Source organism: Amycolatopsis thermalba (genome assembly GCF_003385215.1).
Lineage (GTDB): Bacteria > Actinomycetota > Actinomycetes > Mycobacteriales > Pseudonocardiaceae > Amycolatopsis_E > Amycolatopsis_E thermalba.
Genome location: NZ_PQHW01000065.1, coordinates 1 through 21,793, shown reverse-complemented (window position 1 = coordinate 21,793; position 21,793 = coordinate 1). Strand labels below are relative to the sequence as shown.

The 21,793-nt window shown below is 73.9% G+C and carries 20 protein-coding genes; 8 read left to right on the top strand and 12 right to left on the bottom strand.

All coding sequences use genetic code 11. The annotated features are described in order from the left end of the window. Positions 1-363: 363 nt before the first annotated feature. Positions 364-519, top strand: coding sequence for a hypothetical protein (locus D0D15_RS36385; RefSeq protein WP_167481544.1), 156 nt, complete (start codon positions 364-366; stop codon positions 517-519). A 49-nt stretch (positions 520-568) separates the two neighbouring features. On the opposite strand, the gene D0D15_RS23360 is transcribed toward D0D15_RS36385, so the two are convergent. The 3 genes from D0D15_RS23360 to D0D15_RS23350 are packed head-to-tail and all read right to left on the bottom strand — an operon-like array spanning position 569 to position 4,733. Continuing rightward, a complete protein-coding gene (locus D0D15_RS23360; RefSeq protein WP_094008383.1) occupies positions 569-1,828 on the bottom strand; it encodes an ABC transporter substrate-binding protein in 1,260 nt (419 codons plus the stop codon). Beyond that, a complete protein-coding gene (locus D0D15_RS23355; protein ID WP_143266245.1) occupies positions 1,825-2,913 on the bottom strand; it encodes a hypothetical protein in 1,089 nt (362 codons plus the stop codon). The genes D0D15_RS23360 and D0D15_RS23355 overlap by 4 nt, the downstream gene beginning before the upstream one ends. Next, positions 2,910-4,733 (bottom strand): serine/threonine protein kinase, encoded by a 1,824-nt coding sequence (locus tag D0D15_RS23350; protein ID WP_094008381.1) that lies wholly within the window; start codon positions 4,731-4,733, stop codon positions 2,910-2,912. Before D0D15_RS23350 ends, D0D15_RS23355 begins: the two co-directional genes overlap by 4 nt. Positions 4,734-4,813: 80 nt before the next feature. Between D0D15_RS23350 and D0D15_RS23345 the strand changes: the two genes are divergently transcribed. Together D0D15_RS23345 and D0D15_RS23340 are read left to right on the top strand one after the other, a co-directional pair. After that, complete coding sequence (locus D0D15_RS23345) at positions 4,814-5,854, top strand: GlxA family transcriptional regulator (RefSeq protein ID WP_162830648.1); 1,041 nt, start codon at positions 4,814-4,816, stop codon at positions 5,852-5,854. A gap of 82 nt (positions 5,855-5,936) precedes the next feature. Beyond that, positions 5,937-6,308, top strand: a complete 372-nt coding sequence (locus D0D15_RS23340) for a peptidase inhibitor family I36 protein (RefSeq protein WP_143266244.1) — start codon at positions 5,937-5,939, stop codon at positions 6,306-6,308. 70 nt (positions 6,309-6,378) lie between these two features. Here the strand turns inward: D0D15_RS23340 and D0D15_RS23335 are convergent, their stop codons facing one another. From D0D15_RS23335 to D0D15_RS23320, 4 genes are all read right to left on the bottom strand, one after another. Continuing rightward, positions 6,379-8,484, bottom strand: coding sequence for a transglycosylase domain-containing protein (locus D0D15_RS23335; protein ID WP_115944736.1), 2,106 nt, complete (start codon positions 8,482-8,484; stop codon positions 6,379-6,381). A 78-nt stretch (positions 8,485-8,562) separates the two neighbouring features. Then, positions 8,563-9,279: a WbqC family protein gene (locus D0D15_RS23330; RefSeq protein WP_233157493.1), complete on the bottom strand. Its 717-nt coding sequence runs from the start codon at positions 9,277-9,279 to the stop codon at positions 8,563-8,565. A 13-nt stretch (positions 9,280-9,292) separates the two neighbouring features. Continuing rightward, entirely contained in the window at positions 9,293-9,946 is a 654-nt protein-coding gene (locus D0D15_RS23325; protein WP_094008378.1) for a YdcF family protein, read from the bottom strand. 7 nt (positions 9,947-9,953) lie between these two features. Then, entirely contained in the window at positions 9,954-11,045 is a 1,092-nt protein-coding gene (locus D0D15_RS23320; RefSeq protein ID WP_094008377.1) for a helix-turn-helix domain-containing protein, read from the bottom strand. Between the two features lie 299 nt (positions 11,046-11,344). On the opposite strand from D0D15_RS23320, the gene D0D15_RS23315 reads away from it, so the two are divergent. Together D0D15_RS23315 and mmuM are read left to right on the top strand one after the other, a co-directional pair. After that, positions 11,345-11,968, top strand: coding sequence for a TetR/AcrR family transcriptional regulator (locus tag D0D15_RS23315; protein ID WP_094008376.1), 624 nt, complete (start codon positions 11,345-11,347; stop codon positions 11,966-11,968). Next, on the top strand, positions 11,965-12,843 hold the full coding sequence (gene mmuM / locus D0D15_RS23310) for a homocysteine S-methyltransferase (RefSeq protein ID WP_094008375.1): 879 nt from the start codon (positions 11,965-11,967) through the stop codon (positions 12,841-12,843). The genes D0D15_RS23315 and mmuM overlap by 4 nt, the downstream gene beginning before the upstream one ends. Here the strand turns inward: mmuM and D0D15_RS23305 are convergent. The 3 genes from D0D15_RS23305 to D0D15_RS23295 are packed head-to-tail and all read right to left on the bottom strand — an operon-like array spanning position 12,812 to position 16,446. Next, the gene (locus D0D15_RS23305) at positions 12,812-13,699 is read right to left on the bottom strand and encodes a UbiA family prenyltransferase (RefSeq protein ID WP_094008374.1); all 888 of its coding nucleotides are present in this window, start codon (positions 13,697-13,699) and stop codon (positions 12,812-12,814) included. The genes mmuM and D0D15_RS23305 overlap by 32 nt on opposite strands. Next, entirely contained in the window at positions 13,687-14,919 is a 1,233-nt protein-coding gene (locus D0D15_RS23300) for a cytochrome P450 (RefSeq protein ID WP_094008373.1), read from the bottom strand. Before D0D15_RS23300 ends, D0D15_RS23305 begins: the two co-directional genes overlap by 13 nt. Continuing rightward, the gene (locus D0D15_RS23295; RefSeq protein WP_115944738.1) at positions 14,920-16,446 is read right to left on the bottom strand and encodes a prenyltransferase/squalene oxidase repeat-containing protein; all 1,527 of its coding nucleotides are present in this window, start codon (positions 16,444-16,446) and stop codon (positions 14,920-14,922) included. Between the two features lie 211 nt (positions 16,447-16,657). On the opposite strand from D0D15_RS23295, the gene D0D15_RS23290 reads away from it, so the two are divergent. Next, the gene (locus D0D15_RS23290) at positions 16,658-17,566 is read left to right on the top strand and encodes a proteasome assembly chaperone family protein (RefSeq protein ID WP_115944735.1); all 909 of its coding nucleotides are present in this window, start codon (positions 16,658-16,660) and stop codon (positions 17,564-17,566) included. A gap of 202 nt (positions 17,567-17,768) precedes the next feature. Here the strand turns inward: D0D15_RS23290 and D0D15_RS23285 are convergent, their stop codons facing one another. Both D0D15_RS23285 and D0D15_RS23280 read right to left on the bottom strand, forming a co-directional pair. After that, positions 17,769-19,100, bottom strand: a complete 1,332-nt coding sequence (locus tag D0D15_RS23285) for a carboxylesterase/lipase family protein (RefSeq protein WP_115944734.1) — start codon at positions 19,098-19,100, stop codon at positions 17,769-17,771. A 59-nt stretch (positions 19,101-19,159) separates the two neighbouring features. After that, positions 19,160-19,759 carry an HNH endonuclease gene (locus tag D0D15_RS23280; protein ID WP_094008370.1) on the bottom strand — a complete coding sequence of 200 codons (600 nt, stop codon included), beginning with the start codon at positions 19,757-19,759 and terminating at the stop codon, positions 19,160-19,162. 113 nt (positions 19,760-19,872) lie between these two features. Between D0D15_RS23280 and hmgA the strand changes: the two genes are divergently transcribed. Both hmgA and D0D15_RS23270 read left to right on the top strand, forming a co-directional pair. Then, positions 19,873-21,195 carry a homogentisate 1,2-dioxygenase gene (gene hmgA, locus D0D15_RS23275; RefSeq protein ID WP_094008369.1) on the top strand — a complete coding sequence of 441 codons (1,323 nt, stop codon included), beginning with the start codon at positions 19,873-19,875 and terminating at the stop codon, positions 21,193-21,195. 120 nt (positions 21,196-21,315) lie between these two features. Next, positions 21,316-21,793, top strand: a 478-nt coding sequence (locus D0D15_RS23270) for a phosphoribosyltransferase (protein WP_279630576.1), incomplete at its 3' end; no start/stop codon positions are given.

Sequence of the window (21,793 nt, the reverse complement as noted above, 5' to 3'; positions counted from 1 at the left end):
TCTGGCCCCGGTCCCCGCTTTCTCCACCCCGATCTCCACCCTCGGTGTGTCCACCTCCGCCCCGGCCGGAACGTACCTTTCGGAAGGTCAGGGGAATCGTGCACGGATCGTTTCGGGAGGAGACGCGATGCGGGCTCTTGCTCATCTCGCCGAGCGGGGCGGCACCGATTTCGGCCGGCTCCGCCCGGCGTTACGTCGAACCGCTGGCCCGTGCTTACGTGGAAAGCCGGGCGGGACAGGGCAGGCGCCGGGGAAGCGGCTGGAAGGGGGCCGTCACCAGGGGCGTCCTCAACCACCTGGACGACCTGAACCGCCCGAACGACCACCGGCGCTGAGACACGGCCGGGGAAAGGGGCTGGGGACATGACCGGCGGACTGCTCCTGGCCGACGGCGACGGCATCATGGGTGAGCTGCTGCACGACTTCCTCCTGAAGGGCCTCATCGTGGCGGTACTGGTGGTGCTGGTGCTCATCGCCATGGTGGTGATCTGGAAGACCGCCGGCCGGAAGCGGGACTGATGGCTCCGCACGGCGGCACTCCGTCACCTCAGGTCGCAGGCCGTGGCGCTCAGCGTCCACAAGGGACGCTCAGCCACTCCTGCGGGCTGACGCCCAGCCGGATCCGGTCGAGTTGCTCCAGCAGCGTCTCCAGGCGGCCGGGGTCGTCGAGGTACTCCAGCGTCGCGCGGTAGAAGGCGTTCGCCATCGTCGCGGGCATCAGGTCCGAGGCGTCGAAGCAGAGGGTGCCGCCGGAGCGCAGCGTTTCGGCGATCTTGCGCGCCGCCGGGTGGCCGTCGTAGACGCGCAGGTCCACCGAGCGGGTCGCGGAGAACGCGCTGCCTCCGCTGACCCGCGGCCAGATCTCCTGCGCCGCCGGGGTCGCCAGGTACCGGATCAGCGCCCGCGACGCCGGCGTGTCGGTGAACATCCCCGCCAAATCGGCCGACACCTCGTACGTCCCCGGCGCCACGTCCGGCCCGGCCGGCGGGACGGCCACGAAGTCCAGCTCACGTCCGGCGTCCGGGTAGCGCGCCAGCATGAACGAGCCGTTGTGCTCGTAGGCGCAGCTCTGCGGCGAGGTCAGCATGCCCTTGCCGGCGCCGGCGAAGTTGGTCAGCAGCACCCGGCCCGGGTTGTCCCCGACGGTGCCGGCCATCATCGCGCCCCACGTCTGCCACGCGCGCCGCACCGCGGGCGCGGTCCACGCCAGCTGCCCGGCCGCCCACTGGCGGTAGACGTCCGGTCCGGACTGGTGCAGCAGGACGTCCTCCACCCAGTCGGTGCCCGGCCACCCGGACACCGGTGGCGCGCTCAGCCCGAGGCACCACGGGCGCGCGCCGGTCACGGCCGCGAACTCGTCCCAGGTGCCGGGCTGGGCCAGGCCGTGCAGCGCCGGGTTGAACCACACGATGCTCTTCAGGTCCACCTTCACCGCGATCCCGTACAGGTGCGCCTGCCCGGCCACCTGCAGCTGGAGCCACTGTGGACCGTAGATCTCCGCCGGCGGCGCGCCGAGCACGTCGTCCAGCGGGTACAGGTTGTGCGAGCGCACGTAGGTGACCAGCTCACCCGGGTTCGGCACGACCGCGATGTCCGGCGGGTTGCCGTTCTGCACGTCCGAGGCGAGCACCTGCGACACCGCGCGCGTGCCCTGGTAGTGCACCCGGATCCCGGTCTGCGCGGTGAACCCCGCCAGCACCTGCTCGAACGCTGCGCCCTCCGCGCCGGCCCACGACGCGAGCACGGTGATCGTGCGCGTGCCCGCCCCGGCGCCGCAGCCGGTCAGGCACGCGGCGAGCAGGATCAGCACCCCGGCCAGGCCCCTCATGAGCGGAACCGGTATTCGTCGAGCCGGGCGTGCAGCCCCCACCCGGCGAGCACGGCGATCGCCAGCGTCACCGCGGGCACCACCAGCGGCAACTGGCTGCTCGCCGCGGCCGCCTCCAGCCGGTCGCTGACGTCCCGGGTGCCCGCCGCGGTGGTCGCCTCGTCCGGAATGGTGCCCGCCACGCTCGTCGGCACCTGGCCCGCCGCGCCCACCGTCGGCCCGCAGTCCCCGCCCCGGCAGTGCGCGGTGACCAGGCGGATCAGCTTGTCCTGGCCGTCGGCGTCGGTCAGCGCCATCCGCCGGTCCCACCCGGCCAGCACCTCGGTCAGCCGGTCTCGCGCGGTGTCCAGCCGGTGCGCGGCGACGAGGGTGAACATCATGCTGGCGCACAACCCGAGCAGCAGCAGCGTGGCCGCCAGCAGCTGCGGGTTCACCAGCCGCTGGAAGCGCTTTCCCAGGTACAGCTGGGTGACGCACAGCAGCGCGAGCAGCACCGCGATCGGCACCGCCCACAGCGCGGGCGTGGCCGGGTGCAGCCAGCCGGTGGTCAGCTGCCGCGCCAGGGCCTGCTCCTGCACCGACCGCAGGTCGCCGAGCTGCTCCAGCACGCCGTCGGGGGAGTGCAGCAGCTGCGAGGAGGCGTCCCACAGGTCCGCCGTGCCGACGACCTCGCCGCCGCCCTGCCGGTAGTGCGCGTCGGCCTGCGCGACCGCGGCCCGGTAGGCGGCGAGCAGTCCCTCGACCAGGCGCAGGATCTGGCTGCCCGCGTCCCCGGCCTCGTTCAGCTCGGCGACGCGGGTGAGGCTCTGGCTCGCCAGCGCGGTCTGCGTCGCGTACTCGGTGCCGGCCCCGGCGAGGCGGACCTCGCCGGAGGTGAAGCTGCGCACCGCCGCCCGGTCCGCCCGGATCAGCGCCGACTCGGCCGCCGCCACCTCGACCACCGCCTGCGCCGTCCGGTCCCGCACGGTCTCCGCCGCCATCTGCACGCCCCGCACCGTGGCGAACCCGGTGACCAGCACGGCCAGGGTGGTCACCAGCAGGGCCACCCGCAGCCGGACCAGCGTGCGCCGCGTCGTCGAGCTCACCACAGGGACCTCGCTCGCACGCCGTTGGCCCGGTCGATCAGCACACCGTGCTCGTCCGCGGTGCGGGCCTGCCGCGACAGCTCGCGGTAGGACCGTTCCAGCCGGTCCCGCAAACCCTTCTCCGACACCGGATTCCCCAGCACCGGGCCGGGCGGCAGCGAGCCGTCGCCGTGCTCCAGCACGAAGGAGAAAGCGCTCTCCTGCACCGCGGTCGCCAGGCGCTGCCACGACTCCTCGCTGTCCAGCGTCAAGGTGTGCAGCCGGTCGGCGGCCGCCGCGACGTCGCTCGCCGACGGGTGCGCGCCGCCGGGCAGGTGACCGGCGAGGATCCGGACCGCGGCCACCGCGGCGCCGTGCCGGTGCAGCGAGATCTCCGGCACCTCGTCGAGGATCGCCACCGCCGCGCCGCGCTCCCCGGCGCGCAGCCGGATGCGCGCCAGCCCGAACGCCGCACTGGCCTGCAACCGGTCGCACGCCCACACCGCCTGGTAGAAAGCGGCCGCGGTGTCCGGCCGCGACAGGTACTCGGCGCAGAACCCCAGCGCCAGTTTCGGCGCGAGCTCGCCGGGGGTGGCCCGGTAGACCTCGTCGAACAGCTCCCCGGCCTCGCGCAACCGGTCCTCCGCCAGCGCCAGCAGGCCGCGGTGCCAGCTGGTGCGCCAGTCGTGGTGCGCCCGCCAGCCCAGCTGCCGCTCCGCCGACCGCAGGCAGTGCCCCGCCGCGGTCAGGTTGCCTGCTTCCAGGTGCGCGCGGGCCCGGTGGAAGTCCACCTCCACCGATCCCGGGACGCGCGCGAGCTTGGTGAGCAGCCGCCGCGGGTCCGGCGCGCGCACGGTGTGCAGCAGCGGCGTGCGCGGGTCGTCCGGATCGGGGAACGGCACGGGCAGGCCGGTCGCCACGTCCGCCGGGGAGGGCCGCCCGCCGGCCAGGGTGGTGCTGCCGCCGCCGGTCCACGTGGTCAGCGGCGGGGCCAGGCTGAGCCCGTCGTCCAGCAGCGCCGCGGATTCGGCGAACACCGCCGACCGCGCCGGCCGCGACTTGCCGTCGGTCAGGCAGCGCACCTCGCGCAGCACCCCGCGCACCTGGTTCAGCATCTCCGGCACGTCGGCGAAGCGCCGGTCGTAGCCGGCGGTCGCGCGGGCGACCAGACGGCGGAACGACTCCGCCCCCGGATCGCCGTCGCCGCACTCGACCAGCTCGTCGAGCATGACCCCGACGGCGTGGATGTCGGCCCGCTCGGTCAGCCCGTGCTCGCGGATCTCGGTGTGGCCGACCAGGTAGGGCGTGGTGCCCAGGATCGGGCTCTCCCGGTCGCCGGTGCGGCGGATCGCGCCGAAGTCGATCAGCTTGGCCGAGCGGCGCGTGCGGATCACGTTGTCCGGCTTCATGTCGCAGTACAGCAGGCCCTTGCCGTGCAGGTAGGCCAGCGCGCCCAGCACGTCGACGGCGCACGCGAGCGCGTCGGCGATCGTCATCCCGCCCGCGTCACGCACACTCCGCAGCGACGGCCCGTCGACGTGGTCCATCACCAGGTACCGCAGGCCGCGGTGGGTGACGACGTTGACGATGCGGACGATGTTGGGGTGTTCGAGCGCGGTGAGCACGCGGCTCTCGTGCACGGCCAGCTTGATCGCGGCCGTGTCGTGCGGGCGGGTCAGGCCCTTGAGCACCACCTGCTTGCCCTGCAGGTTCCGGTCGCGGGCGAGGTAGACGTAGCCGAACGCGCCGCGGGCGAAGCACCGGTCGACCTCGTACTGCCCGGCGACCAGCTCACCCGGCCCGAGCCCGGCGGGTTCCGGGGGCTCTTCCTCGAAGCCCACTCACCGGAGGTTACGACACGGCCCCGGTGCGTGGCTAGGTTGACCCCAGGCTGTCCGCCACGACGCGAAGGGGGTGTGACGTGCCAGCCGAGGACAGCGCGGTCCGGCGCGTGCTTCTGGTCGCCTACGACGATGCGCAGATTCTCGACCTCGCCTGCCCCAGCGCGGCGTTCGAGATCGCGAACAACCGCGGCGCGGCGCCACCGTATGCGATCGAGCTCGCCACGACGCGCGGGCGGCAAGTTCGCAGTTCCTCCGGAATCGGCCTGACCGGGGCCCGGCTGCTGGCGGCGGTCACCGGGCGGCTCGACACGATGCTGGTCGTCGGGGGACCGGGGACGGAAACCGCCATGGCCGACGATGGGTTGCTGACGCAGGTGCGCCGTCTGGCGCCGCGCTGCAGGCGGATCGCGTCGGTCTGCACGGGCGCCTTCGTGCTGGCGGCCGCGGGCTTGCTCGACGGCCGCCGCGCCACCACGCACTGGGAATACGGAGATCTGATGGCCTCGGCGTTCCCGGCCGTCACCGTCGACGTGGCGCCGCTGTACGTCCGCGACGGCAACGTCTACACCTCCGCCGGGATCACCAGCGCTCTGGACCTCACCCTGGCGTTGATCGAGGACGATCACGGACCGACCCTGGCCCGTGAGGTCGCCCGGGAACTGGTCGCCTACCTGCACCGGCCGGCCGATCAGGCGCAGATCAGCACGTTCCTGGCCCCGCCGCCCGGCGGCCGGATCGTCCGGGACCTGCTGGGGTACGTCGCCGCTCACCTTCCGGCGGATCTCAGCCCACCGGCGCTGGCGGCCCGCGCCGGGATCAGCACCCGGCACCTCACCCGTCTCTTCACGAGCCAGCTGGGAGTCACGCCGGCTCGCGCGGTTCGCCGGGTGCGCACCGAAGCCGCCGCCCACCTGGCGCGCGGCAGCGACCTGTCGCTCGCCGCGATCGCACGGCGGTGCGGGTTCCGGTCCGCGGAGACGCTCCGCCAGGCGTTCCTGAGCCACTACGGGATGACCGGGGACAGGATTCGCAGGATCACGGACATGCCCCGGCCGCTGACCCCGGCGCTTCCCGAGACTGACCGGTGTCAGAAACAGGGGCAGCCGCGCGAGGCGTAGTCATCGTGGTTCGACTGGGGATGTCCGGCGAGACAGCGGCGCATCGCGGGTACTGCCATCGACCGAAACCGGAGGATCCGTCGTGCACCGACCTCTTGCCCAGCTCTCGATCGCCTTGTCCGTCGCCGCCGCCTTCACCGCCCTGGCGGTACCGGCCGCGCAGGCGTCCCCGATCCACGTCAACTCGTTGAGCGACTGCCCGAACGGGCGGGTCTGCATGTGGACGGAAGGCAACTTCGCCTACGCCCCGACGGCCTATCCGGCGGTCTCCTTCCGCTCGCTGAACCCCGGCGACCACGACCGGGTCAGCAGCTGGGCCAACAAGACCCCGTACCAGTACTGCCTGTACGACAACGGCAACAAGGAACTCCTCGACACCCTGTCCCCGGGCAAGTCCCGCCGGACGATGCCGGAGGGAACCAACGATCGGGCGGACAGCTACGGGCGTTGCTGAGCCACGACCACGCCCGCCGGGCGGGTGATCGAAGCGGGAGGCCGGGCGCCCCGGCCTCCCGCTGCGCCGGCTACGCGCGGGCCCGCAGGTACGCCGGATCGGCCGCGGGGATCGGGATGTCCGGGCGGTCGCCCAGAATCTCGTTCATCGCGTGGAAGTACGGCGGCGCGGCCACCGTGCCGCCGAACGCGCCGTGCCCGCACGAGCCCAGGTGCACCGGCGGGCCGGGGCAGATTTCGGCCGGGTGCGGCCCGTCGGCGAAGACCATGGACGACACGGCGTAGTCGTCGACGCCGCCGACGAAGGCCACCGACTCGCTCCGCTGCGTCGTGCCGGTCTTGCCGAAGTCCGCGTGGTGCCAGCCCGCCGCGGCGGCCGCCAGCGGCGACGTGCCCGACACCGTGTCCTGGCTCAGGCCGTTCAGCAGCGAGTCCGCCAGCCCCGGCGGCACCGCCTGCTCGCACGCCTGCCGCCGCACCGGGACGTCGTGCCCGTACCGGTCGGTGACCGACAGGATCGGGTCCGGCGGGCACCAGGTGCCACCGCTCATCAGCGTCGCCGGCACGTTCGCCACCTCCAGCGGGCTCACCGGGCTGTTGCCGAGCGTGAACGACAGCTTGTCCTGGAAGTACTGCGACTGCGGCTGGCTGTACTGCGGGTCCGGCGACGACGGGTCGGGTTTCGCGCCCGCGTCGTTCGTGGTCAGCGTGTTCCGCAGGCCCAGCCGCCGCGCCACGTCCAGCACCGCGGGCATGCCGACCTGCTGCTCCAGGTTGACGAACGCGACGTTCGGCGAGGTGGCCAGACCGTCCCGCAGCGAGATCGGGTCCGGGTAGTGCACGCCGTCGTTCTGCACGCAGTACGGCTGCGTGTACTCGTTCGCTCCGGGCTGGGTGAAGCACTGGCCGGCCTGGTTGGGCAGTGGCGTGTCCAGGCCCGCCTTGCCGCTCTCCAGCGCGGCGGCCGCGGTGAAGATCTTGAAGGACGATCCGGCGCCGAACACGTTGCCCGCGCCCGCGACGATGTTGGTCGCCGTCTCGCCCCGCGCCGGGTCCGTGCCGTAGTTCCGGTTGGCGACCATCGCGAGCACCTCGTGGGTGGTCTGGCCCGGCCGGATCACCGCGAAGGTGTTCGCGACGCCGTCCTGCGTGACCGGCACGTTCGCGTCCACGGCGTCCTTCGCGATCCGGCTCACCCGCGGGTCCAGCGTGGTGCGGATGACGTACCCGCCGGTCTCCAGCTGGTCGGCGGTGAACCCGGACCGGATCAGGTAGCTCTCCGCGTACTGGCAGAAGAAACCGGCGTCCGGCGCGGCGCCCAGGCACGTGCTGGACGGGACGTCCGGGCCGCCGGGCCGGACGCCGAGCGGCGCGGCCTTCGCGGTGGCGCCGTCGGCCGCGGTGAGGGCTTTCGTGCCGACCATCGCGTCGATCACCAGGTTCCGCCGCTGCCGGGCCTGGTCCGGGTGGGTGTAGGGGTTGAAGAGGCTGGGGTTGTTCACCATCCCGGCCAGCAGCGCGGCCTGCGGCACCGTCAGCCTGTCCGGCGTGGTGCCGAAGTACGCGTGCGCTGCGGCGCCGACGCCGTAGATGTTGCCGGTGAACTCGACCACGTCGAGGTATCCGGTGAGGATGTCCTCCTTGGACACGGTCTGTCCGAGCTGGACGGCGATCTTGGCCTCGCGCAGCTTGCGGGCGATGGTGTCGGCCTGGTCGGCCAGCTGCGCCGCCCGGTCGTTCCGGTCGACGACGTTGACGAGGTAGTTCTTGACGTACTGCTGGGTGATCGTCGACCCGCCCTGCGTGCTGCCGCCGGAGGAGTCGTGCAGCGCGGCGCGCACCATGCCCTTCACGTCGACGCCGCCCTCGTCGTAGAAGCGCCGGTCCTCGATCGACACGATCGCGGCCTTCATCGCCGGGGAGATCTGCCCGGCGGTGACCGGGAGGCGGTACTGGTCGAACAACGTCGCGATCGGGGTGCCGTCCCGGTCGGTCACGGTGGTCACCAGCGGCTGCTCGCTGCCGGCGAGCGTGGCGGAGATCCCGTCCACGGCGTCGGCGACCTGGTTCGACAGCACACCCGCGCCCAGCACGACGGGCGCGGCGACCCCGGCGGCGAGCACCCCCGCGACCGCGCAGAAGGCGAGGAACCGGGGCACACCACGAGACGGACGCACGGGAGCCGAGGGTAAGCGGGCCGCCGTGAAGACCCGGTTGCCGGAATGGTCTTTACCTTGTGGAGAAGGGGTCTTGGGTCAGCGCGCCGGCACGCAGTCCACGGCGAGCGCGTCGCGGACACCGGCCGCGCCGCGCTGCGCGAACGCCCACAGCGCGCTGGCCGTGCGCATCCCGCGTTCCCGGCTCAGCGGGGGTGGCGGGGGGTAGCGCACGTGGAGCCCGCGCTCCAGGAACGGGCGCTCCGACAGGTACTTCGCCCCGCCCGGCCCGCACAGGTAGGTGCCGGCGCCGACCGCGGCGGCGAGGTCGGCCAGCCGCTGCGACCGGCCCTCCCGCGAGGGCAGGTCGCTGCTGCGCACCACCGCGCCGCGCCAGCCGAGCCGGTGCAGCATCGCGCGCACCGACACCTCGGCCACGACCGCCGGCCGCTCGTTCAGCGCCAGCGCGGCGAGCACCTCCTCGACCAGCTCGCCGGTCTCGCGCCAGTGCGGGCAGCGGCCGTAGTACTGCCGCACCAGGCGGGACACCGTGCGGTGGGTGCCGGCCGGATCGGCCAGGAGCAGTTCGCCGATCCGGCTGTCCCGGCCGCGCGGGCGGTGCACCGGCACGGTCAGCCAGCGCTGGGCCTCCGGGTCGGCGGCCGCGGCGAGCCGGGCGCGGTGCTGGTAGTCGCGGGCGTTGAACTGCACGTCGTCGAGCACGACCCACACGTCGGCGCGGAGCAGTTTGCCCAGTGTGGACAGTCGGGGGAAGAGATTCGGTTGATGGACGGCGCAGGAAAGCGTCTCGGACACGGGCCGTATGGAATCACAGCATGCGGCTGCGGAATCCGGCGGCCACCAGTCGGCGATAGGCCGAATACACGATCGGGGGAATTTTCTGCGGAATGGCGAAACCCTTTCGGGGATACTCGATGAGGCGCTGGAAATCGCCCACGATCATGTCGATCAGTTCGGTGCCGTGCTGCGTCCGCAGCGCGTACTCGGTCAGCGACACCGGGGCCGAGGCGCACACCGGCTCGACCTCCGGCCACACCTTGCGCGTCGTCGCGAACGCCCGCCGCTCCATGTAGGGCATGGAGACCAGCATCAACGACGAGACCTCGATGCCCGCGGCGGCGAGAACCCGCCGCGACAGCGCGATGTTCTCCCCGGTGTTGGTCGCGTGCGGCTCGACGAGGATGGCGTCGTCGGGCACCCCGAGTTCCAGCGCCCGCTCCCGGTAGTGCACGCCCTCGCCGCGCGGGAAGGCACGCGCGGTCTCGCGGCTGTTGCCGCCGCTGAACACCACGACCGGGAACAGCCCGCGGTGGTAGAGTTCGGCCGCGTGCGCGGCGACGCCGAGGTCGTTGCAGCCCAGCGCCACCGCGGCCGAGCACGGTTTCGGGCGGTGGCGCAGCCGGTGGAACTCCCAGACGAGTTCGGCGTCGGCCCACACCGTGTCGAGTAGTACTTTGCGCATGGGTTTCTCACCGGGACTCGAAACGGCGGCGAATGCCGTCGATGCTGCGCAATTGGTGCATGAGCCCGTAGCGGGTGGAAATGCGCGCGGTCCGGTCCAGAATGGCGAGCCCGGAATCCGCGGTGGCGGTGTCGGAGAGCAGGATGTGCGCGTGCGCGGTGTCCAGCCGCACCTGCTGCAGCGGGGTGTCGTCGACCCGGTTGGTCAGGGCCACGTCGATGGCCCGGCCGGCCGCGGTGAGATCGCCCGCGCCGCGGTGGGCCAGCGCCAGCTTCTGGTGCGCGATCGACCAGTCCGCGGGCTCTTCCAGCGCCTCGAACTCGCGGATGGCCGGCACGATGTGGTGCGTCGCCGTCTCGTGCAGCCCGCGCTTGCTCAGCGCCGTGCCCACCCACAGCCGGGCGCGCGTGCGGTCGTGCGCGGACAGCCGCTCGTCGGCGGTCAGGCTTTCGTAGCGCGCGGCGGCCGAATCCAGCTGCCCGGACATCTCGTCGATGACGACCAGCTGCAGTTCCAGCTGGGCCACGCGGCGCGGGGACTCCAGCTCGGTGAACACACGCAGCGCCTGCCGGTAGACGTGCTCGGCGGACAGCGGGCCGCGCAGCGCGCCCTGGTCCTGCCGCACCTCGCCGAGCAGCCGCAGCGACCGGCCGTAGAGGTACATGCCCTGCCGGTCGGAGCTGTTCGGCTCGAACCGGGCCAGCCAGCGGTCCAGCAGCGTGCGCGCGAGCCGGAACTCCTGGCGCCCCAGGCACGCCACCGTGCGGTCCAGGTCGTCGGTCCAGGCCTCGTAGTCGTAGCGGGGGACCGGTTCCGGCGCGCGGCCGGCTTCGCGCGCCTGGGTCACCAGCACCTCGAACCGGGTGCGGGCGCCGGCGTCGGCCCTGGCCAGAGCGGTGTCGAGGATGGCCTGCGTGTCCGGCCGCGGCACCGTCGAGGTGCCGCCGCTCTCCCATTTGGCGACGGTGCGCGCCGCGACGCCGAGGTAGGCCGCGAACCCCCGCACCGACAGGCGGAGGGCGTGCCGCAGCAGCCGCGCCTCCCGCCCCGTCCACTGCTGGGCGGTCGCGGCTCCCGGAGGGTTCGTCCCGGCGGCCACACGATCAGGGTAACCACATCGGGGGGCGGTAAGTACACCGAAAGTGCAACGGTGGTTCGTTTCCGTCACGAGTTCGCTCGTTCAGGCTAGAGCAAGGCACTCGTCGCCGGGTTGACTCCTTTGTCCCGGGCCGATCCCCGGCGCCGGGTGCCGCTCCACCCTCCCTCCCGTGCCGGGGCGGGCGCGCTCCTCGTGCCCGCGGGATCTCCGCGCCCGCCCCGGCGCGGATCCCGCGCTGCGGCAGGGGAAACCGCCCGCGCGGAGGTGTCGTCCCCCGGACGGCGCACTACGATGGGGTGATGACCGGCATTTCCACGCCTGCCCGGAACACGTTCCGCGAGCAGCAGTGGCGGGAGGCGCACGACCGTTACCTCGAGTGCGCCCGCGAGGTCTTCGCCCGTCTCGGCTACCACGCCGCCACGGTCGCCGACATCGTGGCGGCCGCCAACGGCAGCCGGGCCACCTTCTACGCGCACTTCCGCGACAAGGCCGACATCGCGGCGGCGCTGTTCGAGCGGATCCTGCCGGACACGGCCGCGCTCTACCGGATGCTCGCGCGCTTCCCGGAGCTGACCCGCGACCGCGTGCGCGACTGGCTGGACGAGCACGTGCTCGCGTTCTGGGCACGCTACGCCGTGGAGATCGACGTGCTGACGCAGGCGGTCGCCGACGACCCGCGCGTCGCGGCACGGCACTACCAGTGGGGCGTGGACGCGGCGCGGGAGCTGGCGCCGTACCTGACACAGTGGACCGGCGAGCACGAGCAGGCCGGGCTGACCCGCGCGCTGTTGCTCGTGCTGCAGCTGGAACAGGCGTGCTACCACTGGCTGATCCGCGGCGTCGGTCACGACCGCGCGCTGGTGCTGGACGTGCTCGCCGACGTGTGGTGGCGCGAGCTGACCTTCCTGCGCACCGGCCCGTGACCGTCGTGCTGGACGGTGGGCTGGCCACCGAACTGGAGGCGCGCGGGCACGACCTGTCCGGCGAGCTGTGGTCGGCCCGGCTGCTCGCCGACGACCCGGCCGCGATCGTCGCCGCGCACCGCGCGTTCTTCCGCGCCGGGGCGCGGATCGCGACCACCGCGAGCTACCAGGCGAGCCTCGGCGGGTTCGCGGAGCTGGGCCTGGACTCCGGCGAGGCGGTCCGGTTGCTGGAGCTGAGCGTCGAACTCGCCCGCGAGGCACGGGTGACCGGCGACGAGCTGGTCGCCGCCTCGATCGGGCCGTACGGCGCCACGCTCGCCGACGGGTCGGAGTACCGCGGCCGCTACGGGCTGACCGTGGCGGAGCTGACCGCGTTCCACCGCCCCCGCGCGGAAATCCTCGCCGCGGCCGGGCCGGACCTGCTGGCCTGCGAGACGGTGCCCGATGTGGACGAAGCCGAAGCGATGCTGCTCGCCATCGAGGGGCTCGGCGTCCCGGCGTGGCTGTCCTACACGATCGAGGGCGGGAGCACGCGCGCCGGGCAGCCCCTGACCGAGGCGTTTTCGGTCGCTCGCGGCAACGACCAGATCGTGGCCGTGGGCGTGAACTGCTGCGATCCGCGGGATGTCGCGGTGGCGGCGCGGATCGCGCGGGAGGCGAGCGGGAAACCGGTGATCGCCTACCCCAACAGCGGGGAGACCTGGGACGCGCGGGCGCGCCGCTGGACCGGGCAGGCGCGGTTCTCGCCGGAGGCGGTGCGCGACTGGCTCGCCGCCGGCGTCGAGTACGTGGGCGGGTGCTGCCGGGTGCGCCCGGACGACATCGCCGCGCTGGCCGCGGTGGTCACGCCAGGAGGGGGATCGCCACCAGCGTGAGGTCGCCGGCCAGCACGATCGGCGTGGCGAGCCGGCGCATGCGGGACAGGGAACCGCGCGGCCCGGCCAGCGCGATCATCCCGGCGAGGAAAGCGCCTTCGGCGACCACCCCGGCAACCGCCCAGCCCGGGCCGTACCGCCACCACAGCCCGCAGCCCAGCAGCGCCAGCCCGGCCGCCACGACCCCGCACGAGATCACCAGCGTCCGGCGCGGACCGTACCGCGCGCCCGGGGTGCGCACCCCCGTCCGCGCGTCGGCGGCGTGGTCCGGCGCGGAAAACCACGCCGTGCGGCCGAACGCGAGCACGCACAGCCCCGCCAGCACCGGCACCATCGACCGCTCCAGCGCCGGCCGCACCGCGAAGTACGACGCCAGCCCCGGCACCGCGAGGAACCCGGCCCCGAACACCGCGGGACCGGCGAACCCGCGTCGCTTCAGCCGCACCGGCTCCAGGTTGTACGCCAGGTGCGCGGCCAGCGCCACCGTGATCACCAGCAGCGCCGCCCACCGGCCCAGCCACACCGCCACCGCCGCGCCCAGCGCGAGCGCTGCCGCTGCTTCGGCCGCCGCCCACGCGAAGATCCGCCCGCTGCCGATCCGCCGTGCCGCGCCCGCCAGGGCCGCCTTGTCCCGGTCCTGCTCGTCGGTGCGCAGATCGGCCGCGGTGTTCAGCGCCAGCGCGGCCAGCAGCACCAGCAGGGTGGCCGCCACGGTGAGCAGCACCGGTCCGCCGAGCAGGTGCCGCGGATCCGCGAACGCCGCACCCCAGCAGGCGTAGGCCAGATAGCTCAGCGGCAGCGGGAAGTGCAGGCGGTGCACGAGAACCACGTCGCGCCACCACGTCAGTCCCGGCACGCCACCACTTCCACGCGCAGCCGGGCCGACGGCGCCATCGCGTGCCCGCGGAGCTTCGCCACCCCGGCCCGCGGGTTGACGCACCGCAGCGCGCGGCGGCGCAGCAGGGCGGTGGTGATCATCCGGATCTCCAGCTGCCCGAGCTGGCTGCCCAGGCAGAACCGGGTGCCGCCGCCGAAGGGAAGGTAGCCCTCGGGCACGCCGCGGCGGCCCAGGAACCGGCCGGGGTCGAAGGTGTGCGGGGACGGGAAGTACTCGGACCGGTGGTGCGCCAGGTAGATCGCGGGGGTGAGCACGGTCCCGGCGGGCAGTGTCCGGCCGAGCAGCTCTGCCGTCTCCGGCAGCGCCCGGTTCCCGGCGACCTCGACCGGCGGGTGCAGCCGCAGCACCTCGGAGATCACCGCCTGCAGCACCGGGACCTCCGCCGGATCGGAACCGTCGCCGGTGGTGGCGGCCAGTTCGGACAGCACGGCCTCGCGCAGGTCGGCCCGGCGCGTGAGCCAGTACAGCGTCCACGCGGTCGCCGACGCGGTCGTCTCGTGCCCGGCGAACAGCAGCGACACCACCTGGTCGCGCAGCTCGTCGTCCGGCACCGCGCCGAGCCCGCCGTGCCCGGTCAGCAGCGGCGACACCAGGTTCCGCGGATCCGCCTTCGCGGCGGCGACCAGCCGCGCGTCCAGCTCCGCGCCCGATGCGGGCAGGCCGCCGCGCAGGAACCGGTGGGCCAGTGCGCGGCGGCGCGACCCCAGCGCGTGGTCCAGCCACGCCGTGACATCGCGCAGCAGCGCCGGATCCGCCTCACCCAGGATGATCCGCGCGACGATGTCCAGCGCGAGCCGCCGCGTCCACGCCGCCAGGCCGAACACCGTGCCGGTGTCGAGCGTGTCGATCGCCGCGGCGGCCGCCTGCGCGATGAGGCCGTGATAGGCCCGCAACCGCCGTCCGCGCAGCGGTGCGCCGAGCAGCTTGCGGTACGCCGCGTGGCGCGCGCCGTCGGCCCACAGCATCGACTTCGGCCCCAGCAGCGGGGCGAGCGAGCGGCTGCCCGGGTGCCGCAGGCGCGGGTCCTGCCGGAACAGCGCCGTGAGCGCTTCGTGGTGCCACACCAGGATCTTCGGCGCCGGGCCGGTGCGCACGTCCAGCATCGCGGCCGGGTCGTCGGCGTGCGCGTCGAGGAACCGCAGCGGTGCGGCGGCGAGCGCGAGTTCCACCCGGTTCATTCACGCCGTCCGCTCGGCCGGTGCCGGCTCGAGCCGCGCCAGCAGCGCCGCGACCCGCGGCCGGCGGCGGGCCAGGTGCAGCGCGGCGATCCCCTCCGCGCGCACGATCCGGCCCGGGGTGTACAGGTCCTTGTCGTGCCACAGCGGGGGATGCGCGGTGTCCGGCCAGGACAGCAGGAACACGCAGCCGCGCGCGGCGGCCTCGTCCGCCCACGGCTCCCCGGCGCGGGCCAGGACCTGGACGGCGTAGGCGGTTTCCTCGAACGTGCCCTGCCAGCGGCCCCACGAGCCGTCCGGCCGCTGCGTCGCCGCGATCCACCGCAGCGCCCGGGCGCGGGCCGTCGCGCCGCGCCCGCTGCCCGCCAGCGCGAGGAAGCACCGCGCGGTCGCGTAGTACGGGGAGGCGTGCCACTTGTCGGTCCAGCTGCCGTCCGGGTGCTGCTGGTCCCCGATCCACGCGGCGACCCGTCCGGCCACTTCGGACGGTCCGTGCGCGCAGAGCGCCTGCAGCACGTGGGCGTTCGTGGTCACCGACGGCGTGCGCTCGTCCGGGTAGGTGCAGAAGTGACCGTCCACGTAGTACTCCCGCAGGCAGTCCAGCGGATGCGGCCGGCCCTGCGCCGCCAGCGCGTACAGGGCGGTGGAGGTGTCGTCGGCGTCCGGCGGCAGGCCCGCCCCGCCCGCGAGGCCGTGCGGGCCGATCTCCGCGGCCAGGTCGTCGAGCACCTCGTCCGGGACGGTCACCGCCAGGCCCGCGTCGGCGAACGTGGACAGCACCCAGGAGCGTTCGAACACCGTCAGCGGCGCGGCGACCGGCACCGCTCCGCCGTGGCGCGCCTGGACGTTCTCCAGGTACCGCAGGCCGGGGTGGGCGCCGCCCTCGCCGCCGAGCCAGGCCGCGGTGGCGGCGGGGGAGCAGCCCAGCCCGTTCTCGCCGGGGGCGGAGCCGACGTTGCGCGCGGCCGGCCCCAGCGCCTCCAGCGAGTGCAGGATCTTGTCCGGCAGCGCCCGCCCGTCCTCGGCCAGCCGGCGCAATTCGTGCAGCAGGGCCGGGTGCGTGCCCTCGGGGTGCGGCAGGCGGCGGCCGCCGGTGAGCACGACGCCGTCGGCCGCCAGCGCGTCCAGGTGCGCGTTGAGCGCGGACACCAGCGACGGCACCAGGATCTCGACCGCGACCGTGTCCGGGAGGCGGACCCGCAGGTCCGGGCCCCACCGCGTGGACAGCGCCCGCAGCCCGTGCTCCGCGGCGGCCGCGATCGCCGGGGCGCCGGTGCGGCGGAACTCGGTCAGCAGGCCCTCGGTGGCGCTCAGCGTCGGGAGCAGACCGTAGCCCTCCGGCCCGCCCCAGCCGCCGTCGGCGGCAGGTCGGTCGAGCAGGAACGCGACGCGGCCGGCGTGCCCGGGCAGTCCGGGCAGGAGCGTGACGAGACGGGCGGTTTCGTACACCGACGGGGAGAAGTCCCCGTACGGATCGGTGACCATGGCGCGCAGCAGGTGGTGCGCGTGCTCGGCCAGGTCGGCGGTCATGGGCGGTCCCTCGTGGTCCAGCGGCACGTTGATCACGCTCGGTGTACCGGCCGTGACGGAGAGATCCAACCTAGCATCCCTGAACACCGTTCTTAACCGGTTTCGCCCGAGTGGCGCAGTAACCCGGTGGAACGAAACCCTTCGATGGGATGGATCTCGGCCCTCGCTACGTTGAGTGTCGAGGAGAGGTGCCCGGAACAGGCAGGAGGCTGTGGTGTTCGATCCGACGGATCTCTACGAGGTGGACTCGGAGCTCCCGGAGTTGAGCGGGGCGGTGCTGTTGCACCAGCTCGACGGCTTCATGGATGCCGGCCAGGCGGGGGCGCTGGTCAGCGAGCACCTCAAGGCGAACTGGGACAGCCGGGTGGTGGCCCGGTTCGACGTGGACCGGCTGATCGACTACCGCGCGCGGCGGCCGGTGATGACGTTCGACACCGACCGCTGGGAGAGCTACGACACACCAGAGCTGGCGGTGCGGCTGTTCCACGACGAGGTCGGCACGCCGTTCCTGTTGCTGAGCGGCCCGGAGCCGGACGCGATGTGGGAGCGCTACGCCGCCGCGGTGCGGACGCTGGTGGAGCGGTGGGACGTGCGGATGACCGTGTCGTTCCACGGGATCCCGATGGGCGCGCCGCACACGCGCCCGCTCGGCGTGACCGCGCACGCGACCCGGCGCGAGCTGATCGGTGACTACGAGCCGGTGCTCAACCGGCTGGAGGTGCCGGGCAGCGCGCTGAACCTGACCGAGTTCCGGCTCGGCGAGGCCGGGCACGACGCCGACGGGTTCGCCGCGCACGTGCCGCACTACCTGGCGCAGTCCCGCTACCCGGCGGCGGCGCTGACCGTGCTGGGCTCGATCACGCGGCTGGCGGGCCTGTCCCTGCCGGACGAGGCGCTGCGGGCGGCCTCCCGCCGCACGGACGCCGAGATCGCCCGGCAGGTGGCCGAATCCGACGAGGTGGCCGACGTCGTGCACGCGCTGGAGCGGCAGTACGACCTGTTCGTCGAGGCGATGGACGGGAAGAAGACCCTGCTGGCCGACGAGAGCGCGATGCCGACCGCCGAGGAGCTCGGCGCGGAGTTCGAACGCTTCCTGGCCGAACAGGACCGCCGCGACTGAGCCCGGCCCGCGAGTCCCACGCTCGGGCGCGCGAGTTGCCCGCCCGGGCGCGCGAGTTGCCCGCCCGGGCGCGGCCAGCAGGCCGCCGTTGGCGAGGCGCAGTGCGGAACTCGCGGGCGCGAACGTGGAACTCGCGGGCGCGAACGTGGAACTCGCGGGCGTGTACGTGGGACTCGCGGGTGGGAGCGTGGGACTCGCGCAGTCAGGGGAGCCGGTGCGGGGCGCGCTTCGGCGTGTGCCGCGGCCATCCCGGCGACGGGGTGCCGGTGCGGGCGAAGGACAACCACGCCGCGCGTAGCTCGCGGCCCAGTTCGGTCAGTGTCGTCCACTCGGCGCCGGCCAGCATCGGCGCCGCCCGCCACGCCGTCTCGTCGCCGAGCAGGAACGGCAGGTCCACGCAGTGCCCGGCGCCGTACGGCGAATCCGGCGCGCCCCAGTCGAACACGTAGCTGTAGACCCGCCCGCCCCGCGCGGCGAGCTGGTCGGCGAAGGCCCGCGAGGGGGCCCCGAACATCCACCGCGTGATGCCGGCCTTCACCGCCGCCACCCCGCGCGCGGTGACCGGGAACCGTTCCAGGTGGGCGAATCCCGGCTTGCCGGTGAGGAACGAGTTCATCTCGGCCGCCGTGGTGCCGATCAGCACGTCCACGTCCGGGGCGAACCGCGCCCGCTGCGACAGCCAGTGCGTCACGCTCGGCAGCGGCGGCGCGTCGGCGACCGGGCAGAACAGCGGCACCGAGTACAGCCCGCCCGGCCCGGCGGCCTTGACGATCGTGTCGTTCTGGGCGCGCAGGATCTCCGCCACCGGGGCCGTCCGCGGATCCCCGCGCAGCGCGGCGGTGAACAACCGCGCCGTGCGCGCGGCGCTGCGGGGGCCGGCGAGCTGCAGGCCCAGCGGCGCGCTCTGCAGGATCGCCCGCCGGAACAGGCCCCGCGCCTCCGGCAGCGCCATCAGGCACGCGATCGAATGCGCCCCCGCCGACTGCCCGAACACGGTGACGTCGTCCGGGTTGCCGCCGAAGGCCGCCGCGTTCTCCCGGACCCACCGCAGCGCGGCGAACTGGTCCAGCAGGCCGAGGTTGCCCGGCGAGACCCCGGGCAGGCGCAGGTAGCCGAGCGCGCCGAGCCGGTAGTTGGGCGCCACGAACACCACGTCGCCCTCGGCCACCAGCCGGTGTCCACCGTAGAACCCGAACGAGTTCGCCCCGGTGACGTACGCGCCGCCGTGCAGCCACACCATGACTGGCCGCTTGCGATCGTCGGCGGCGGGCGTGATCACGGTGAGGTTGAGGCAGTCCTCGTCCTGGCCCGGCACGTCCGCCGGGACGCCCATGACCCCGTCCGGCCGCACCGGCGGCTGGGGGCTGACCGGGCCGTGGCGGATGGCGTCGCGCACCCCGGTCCACGGCTCGGCGGGCTCGGGCGGGGCGAACCGGGGCGCGCGGGCGAACGGGATGCCGCGGAACTCGGCCAGGCCATCGGCCGTGACGAATCCGCGAAGCTTGCCGCCCCCGGCGGCCACCACGGTGTCCACACCACCACTGTAACCGCGGCCCCCGCGCGATGATCGCGGAGCGGATTCCGCCGCACCGCTCAGGACGGGCGCGGGTAGAGCCGCCGGGTGACCGACAGCCAGTGCGCCTCGTCCGGGCCCAGGGGCGGCCGGCCGAGGGAGTCCCACAGGTCGGCGTAGCGGTCGGCCAGACCGTGCCAGCCGTCGTCGGCCGGGTCCCGCAGCGTCCACCCCAGCGCGTCCAGCGGCAGGTTCCCCTTCGCGCTGTTGCACACCCAGCAGGCGGTGACGATGTTGGCCGGATCGAGCGGGTCGCCGCCCCGGGTCACCGGATCGACGTGGTCGTGGGTGGCCGAGATCGTCTCGACGGCCGGGTGCACTTCGCCGGCCTTCCAGTTCCGGTGGTACGGGAACTCCCGCGGGTACGCGGCCGACACCAGGCGCATGACGGGCGTGAGGACGGTCCGGACGCCGCAGTAGCGGCACTGGTAGCGGTCGCGCTCGAAGATCCCGGCCCGGGCGCGGACCGAGGGTGTCCGCCGGTGGACGGGCGGCCGGAGCCGCTCGGCGATGGCGGCCATCCGCGCGTCCGCCGCCGCGCGATCGCGCCGGATGAGTGCCCGGACCAGGTCGTCGAGCGCATCGGGGTAGCCGGCCGCGTTCCCGCTCGTCGTCCTCACCGCAACCCTCCCGCCGCCGGAGCGCCATGATCCTGGGGTGCCGCCGAAGTTGACCCGCGTGCGCCGCCCGACCACGCTGGAGTCAGCTCAGCAGCCGACGAGGGGTGTGCACGATGACGAGCACGATCGAGCCGGGCGTCCGGGCGGGCACCGAACTGGCGTACCTGACGGGCTTCGGCAACGAGCACCACAGCGAAGCGGTCCCCGGCGCCCTGCCGGTCGGCCGCAACTCCCCGCAGCGCGCGCCGCTCGGGCTCTACGCCGAGCAGCACAGCGCCACCGCCTTCACCGAACCGCGCGCCCACAACCGGCGCAGCTGGGTCTACCGCATCCGGCCCTCCGCCGCGCATCCGCCGTTTCACCCGATCGAGCATCCGACGCTGCGCAGCGCCCCGGTGACCGACGGCCTGCCGGACCCGAACCGGATGCGCTGGGACCCGGTGCCCTTCCCCGGCGAACCGGCCGACTTCGTCGACGGCCTCTACACCATCGGCGCGACCGGCAACGTCCTGCAGCGCGCCGGCATCGGCATCCACGTCTACCGCGCCAACCGCTCGATGACCGGCCGCTGCTTCGCCGACGCGGACGGGGAACTGCTGCTGGTGCCGGAACTCGGCGGCCTGATGGTCCACACCGAATACGGCAGGCTGCGCGTCGAACCCGGGGAGATCGCGGTGATCGGCCGCGGTGTGCGGTTCCGCGTCGACCTGCTCGGCGACCGCGCGCGCGGATACGTGTGCGAGAACTACGGGCAGCCGTTCACCCTCCCCGAACTCGGGCCCATCGGCGCCAACGGCCTGGCCAACCCGCGCGACTTCCAGTACCCGGTCGCGGCGTTCGAGGACCGGGAGGCGACCGTCGAGGTGGTGCAGAAGTTCGGCGGGCGGCTGTGGGCGGCCGAGTACGACCACTCGCCGCTGGACGTCGTGGCCTGGCACGGCAACCACGCCGCCTACAAGTACGACACCGCGCGGTTCAACGTGATGGGCACGGTCAGCTACGACCACCCGGACCCGTCGATCTACACGGTCCTGACCTCGCCGTCGGAACTCTCCGGACAGGCCAATGCGGACTTCGTGGTCTTCGCGCCGCGCTGGCTCGTCGGCGAGGACACCTTCCGCCCGCCCTGGTACCACCGCAACGTGATGAGCGAGTTCATGGGCCTGGTCAAGGGTGTCTACGACGCCAAGGCCGAAGGGTTCGTGCCGGGCGGGGCGAGCCTGCACAACATGTGGTCGGCGCACGGCCCGGACGCCGCCACCTACGCCAAGGCCAGCACGCAGGAACTGGTGCCGCAGAAGATCGACGACACGCTCGCGTTCATGTTCGAAACGCGCTGGCCCGTGGTGACGACGGACTTCGCCGCGTCGGCGGCGCACCGGCAACCCGGCTACGACGAGGTCTGGCGTGGGATCCGGCGCGAGTTCACCGGCTGAGCACGGAAGGTGCGCGGCGGGTCCCGTACCGCCGTCCGGCCCAGTGGGGCCCTAGGACTCTCGCCGCGGATCCTCGCCGCCGATACGGTCGCCGGAGAACTTCGCGGAGGAGGTACTCCGATGCCGTTCACCGACCGGAGGGACGCCGGTCGCCGCCTCGCGGCGCGACTGGACCGGTGGCGAGGCAGCGACGCGGTGGTGCTGGGGCTTCCGCGCGGGGGCGTGCCGGTCGCGTCGGAGGTGGCCCGCGCGCTCGGCGCGCCGCTGGACGTGGTCCTGGTGCGCAAGCTGGGCCTGCCGTTCCAGCCGGAGCTCGCGCTGGGCGCGATCGGCGAGGGCGGGCTGCGGGTGGTGGACCCGGATCTGGTGCGGCGGTTCGGGATCAGCGCGGCGGAGCTGGCCGCGGTGGAGGCCGCGGAACGGTCCGAACTGGACCGTCGCGCCGCCCGGTTCCGGTCCGGCCGGGCGCCGGTGCCGCTGGCGGGACGGACGGCGATCGTCGTCGACGACGGGGTGGCGACCGGGGCGAGCGCGCGGGTCGCGGTGGCGGTCGCGGGGGCGGCGGGGGCGCGGCGGGTGGTGGCCGCGGTGCCGGTCG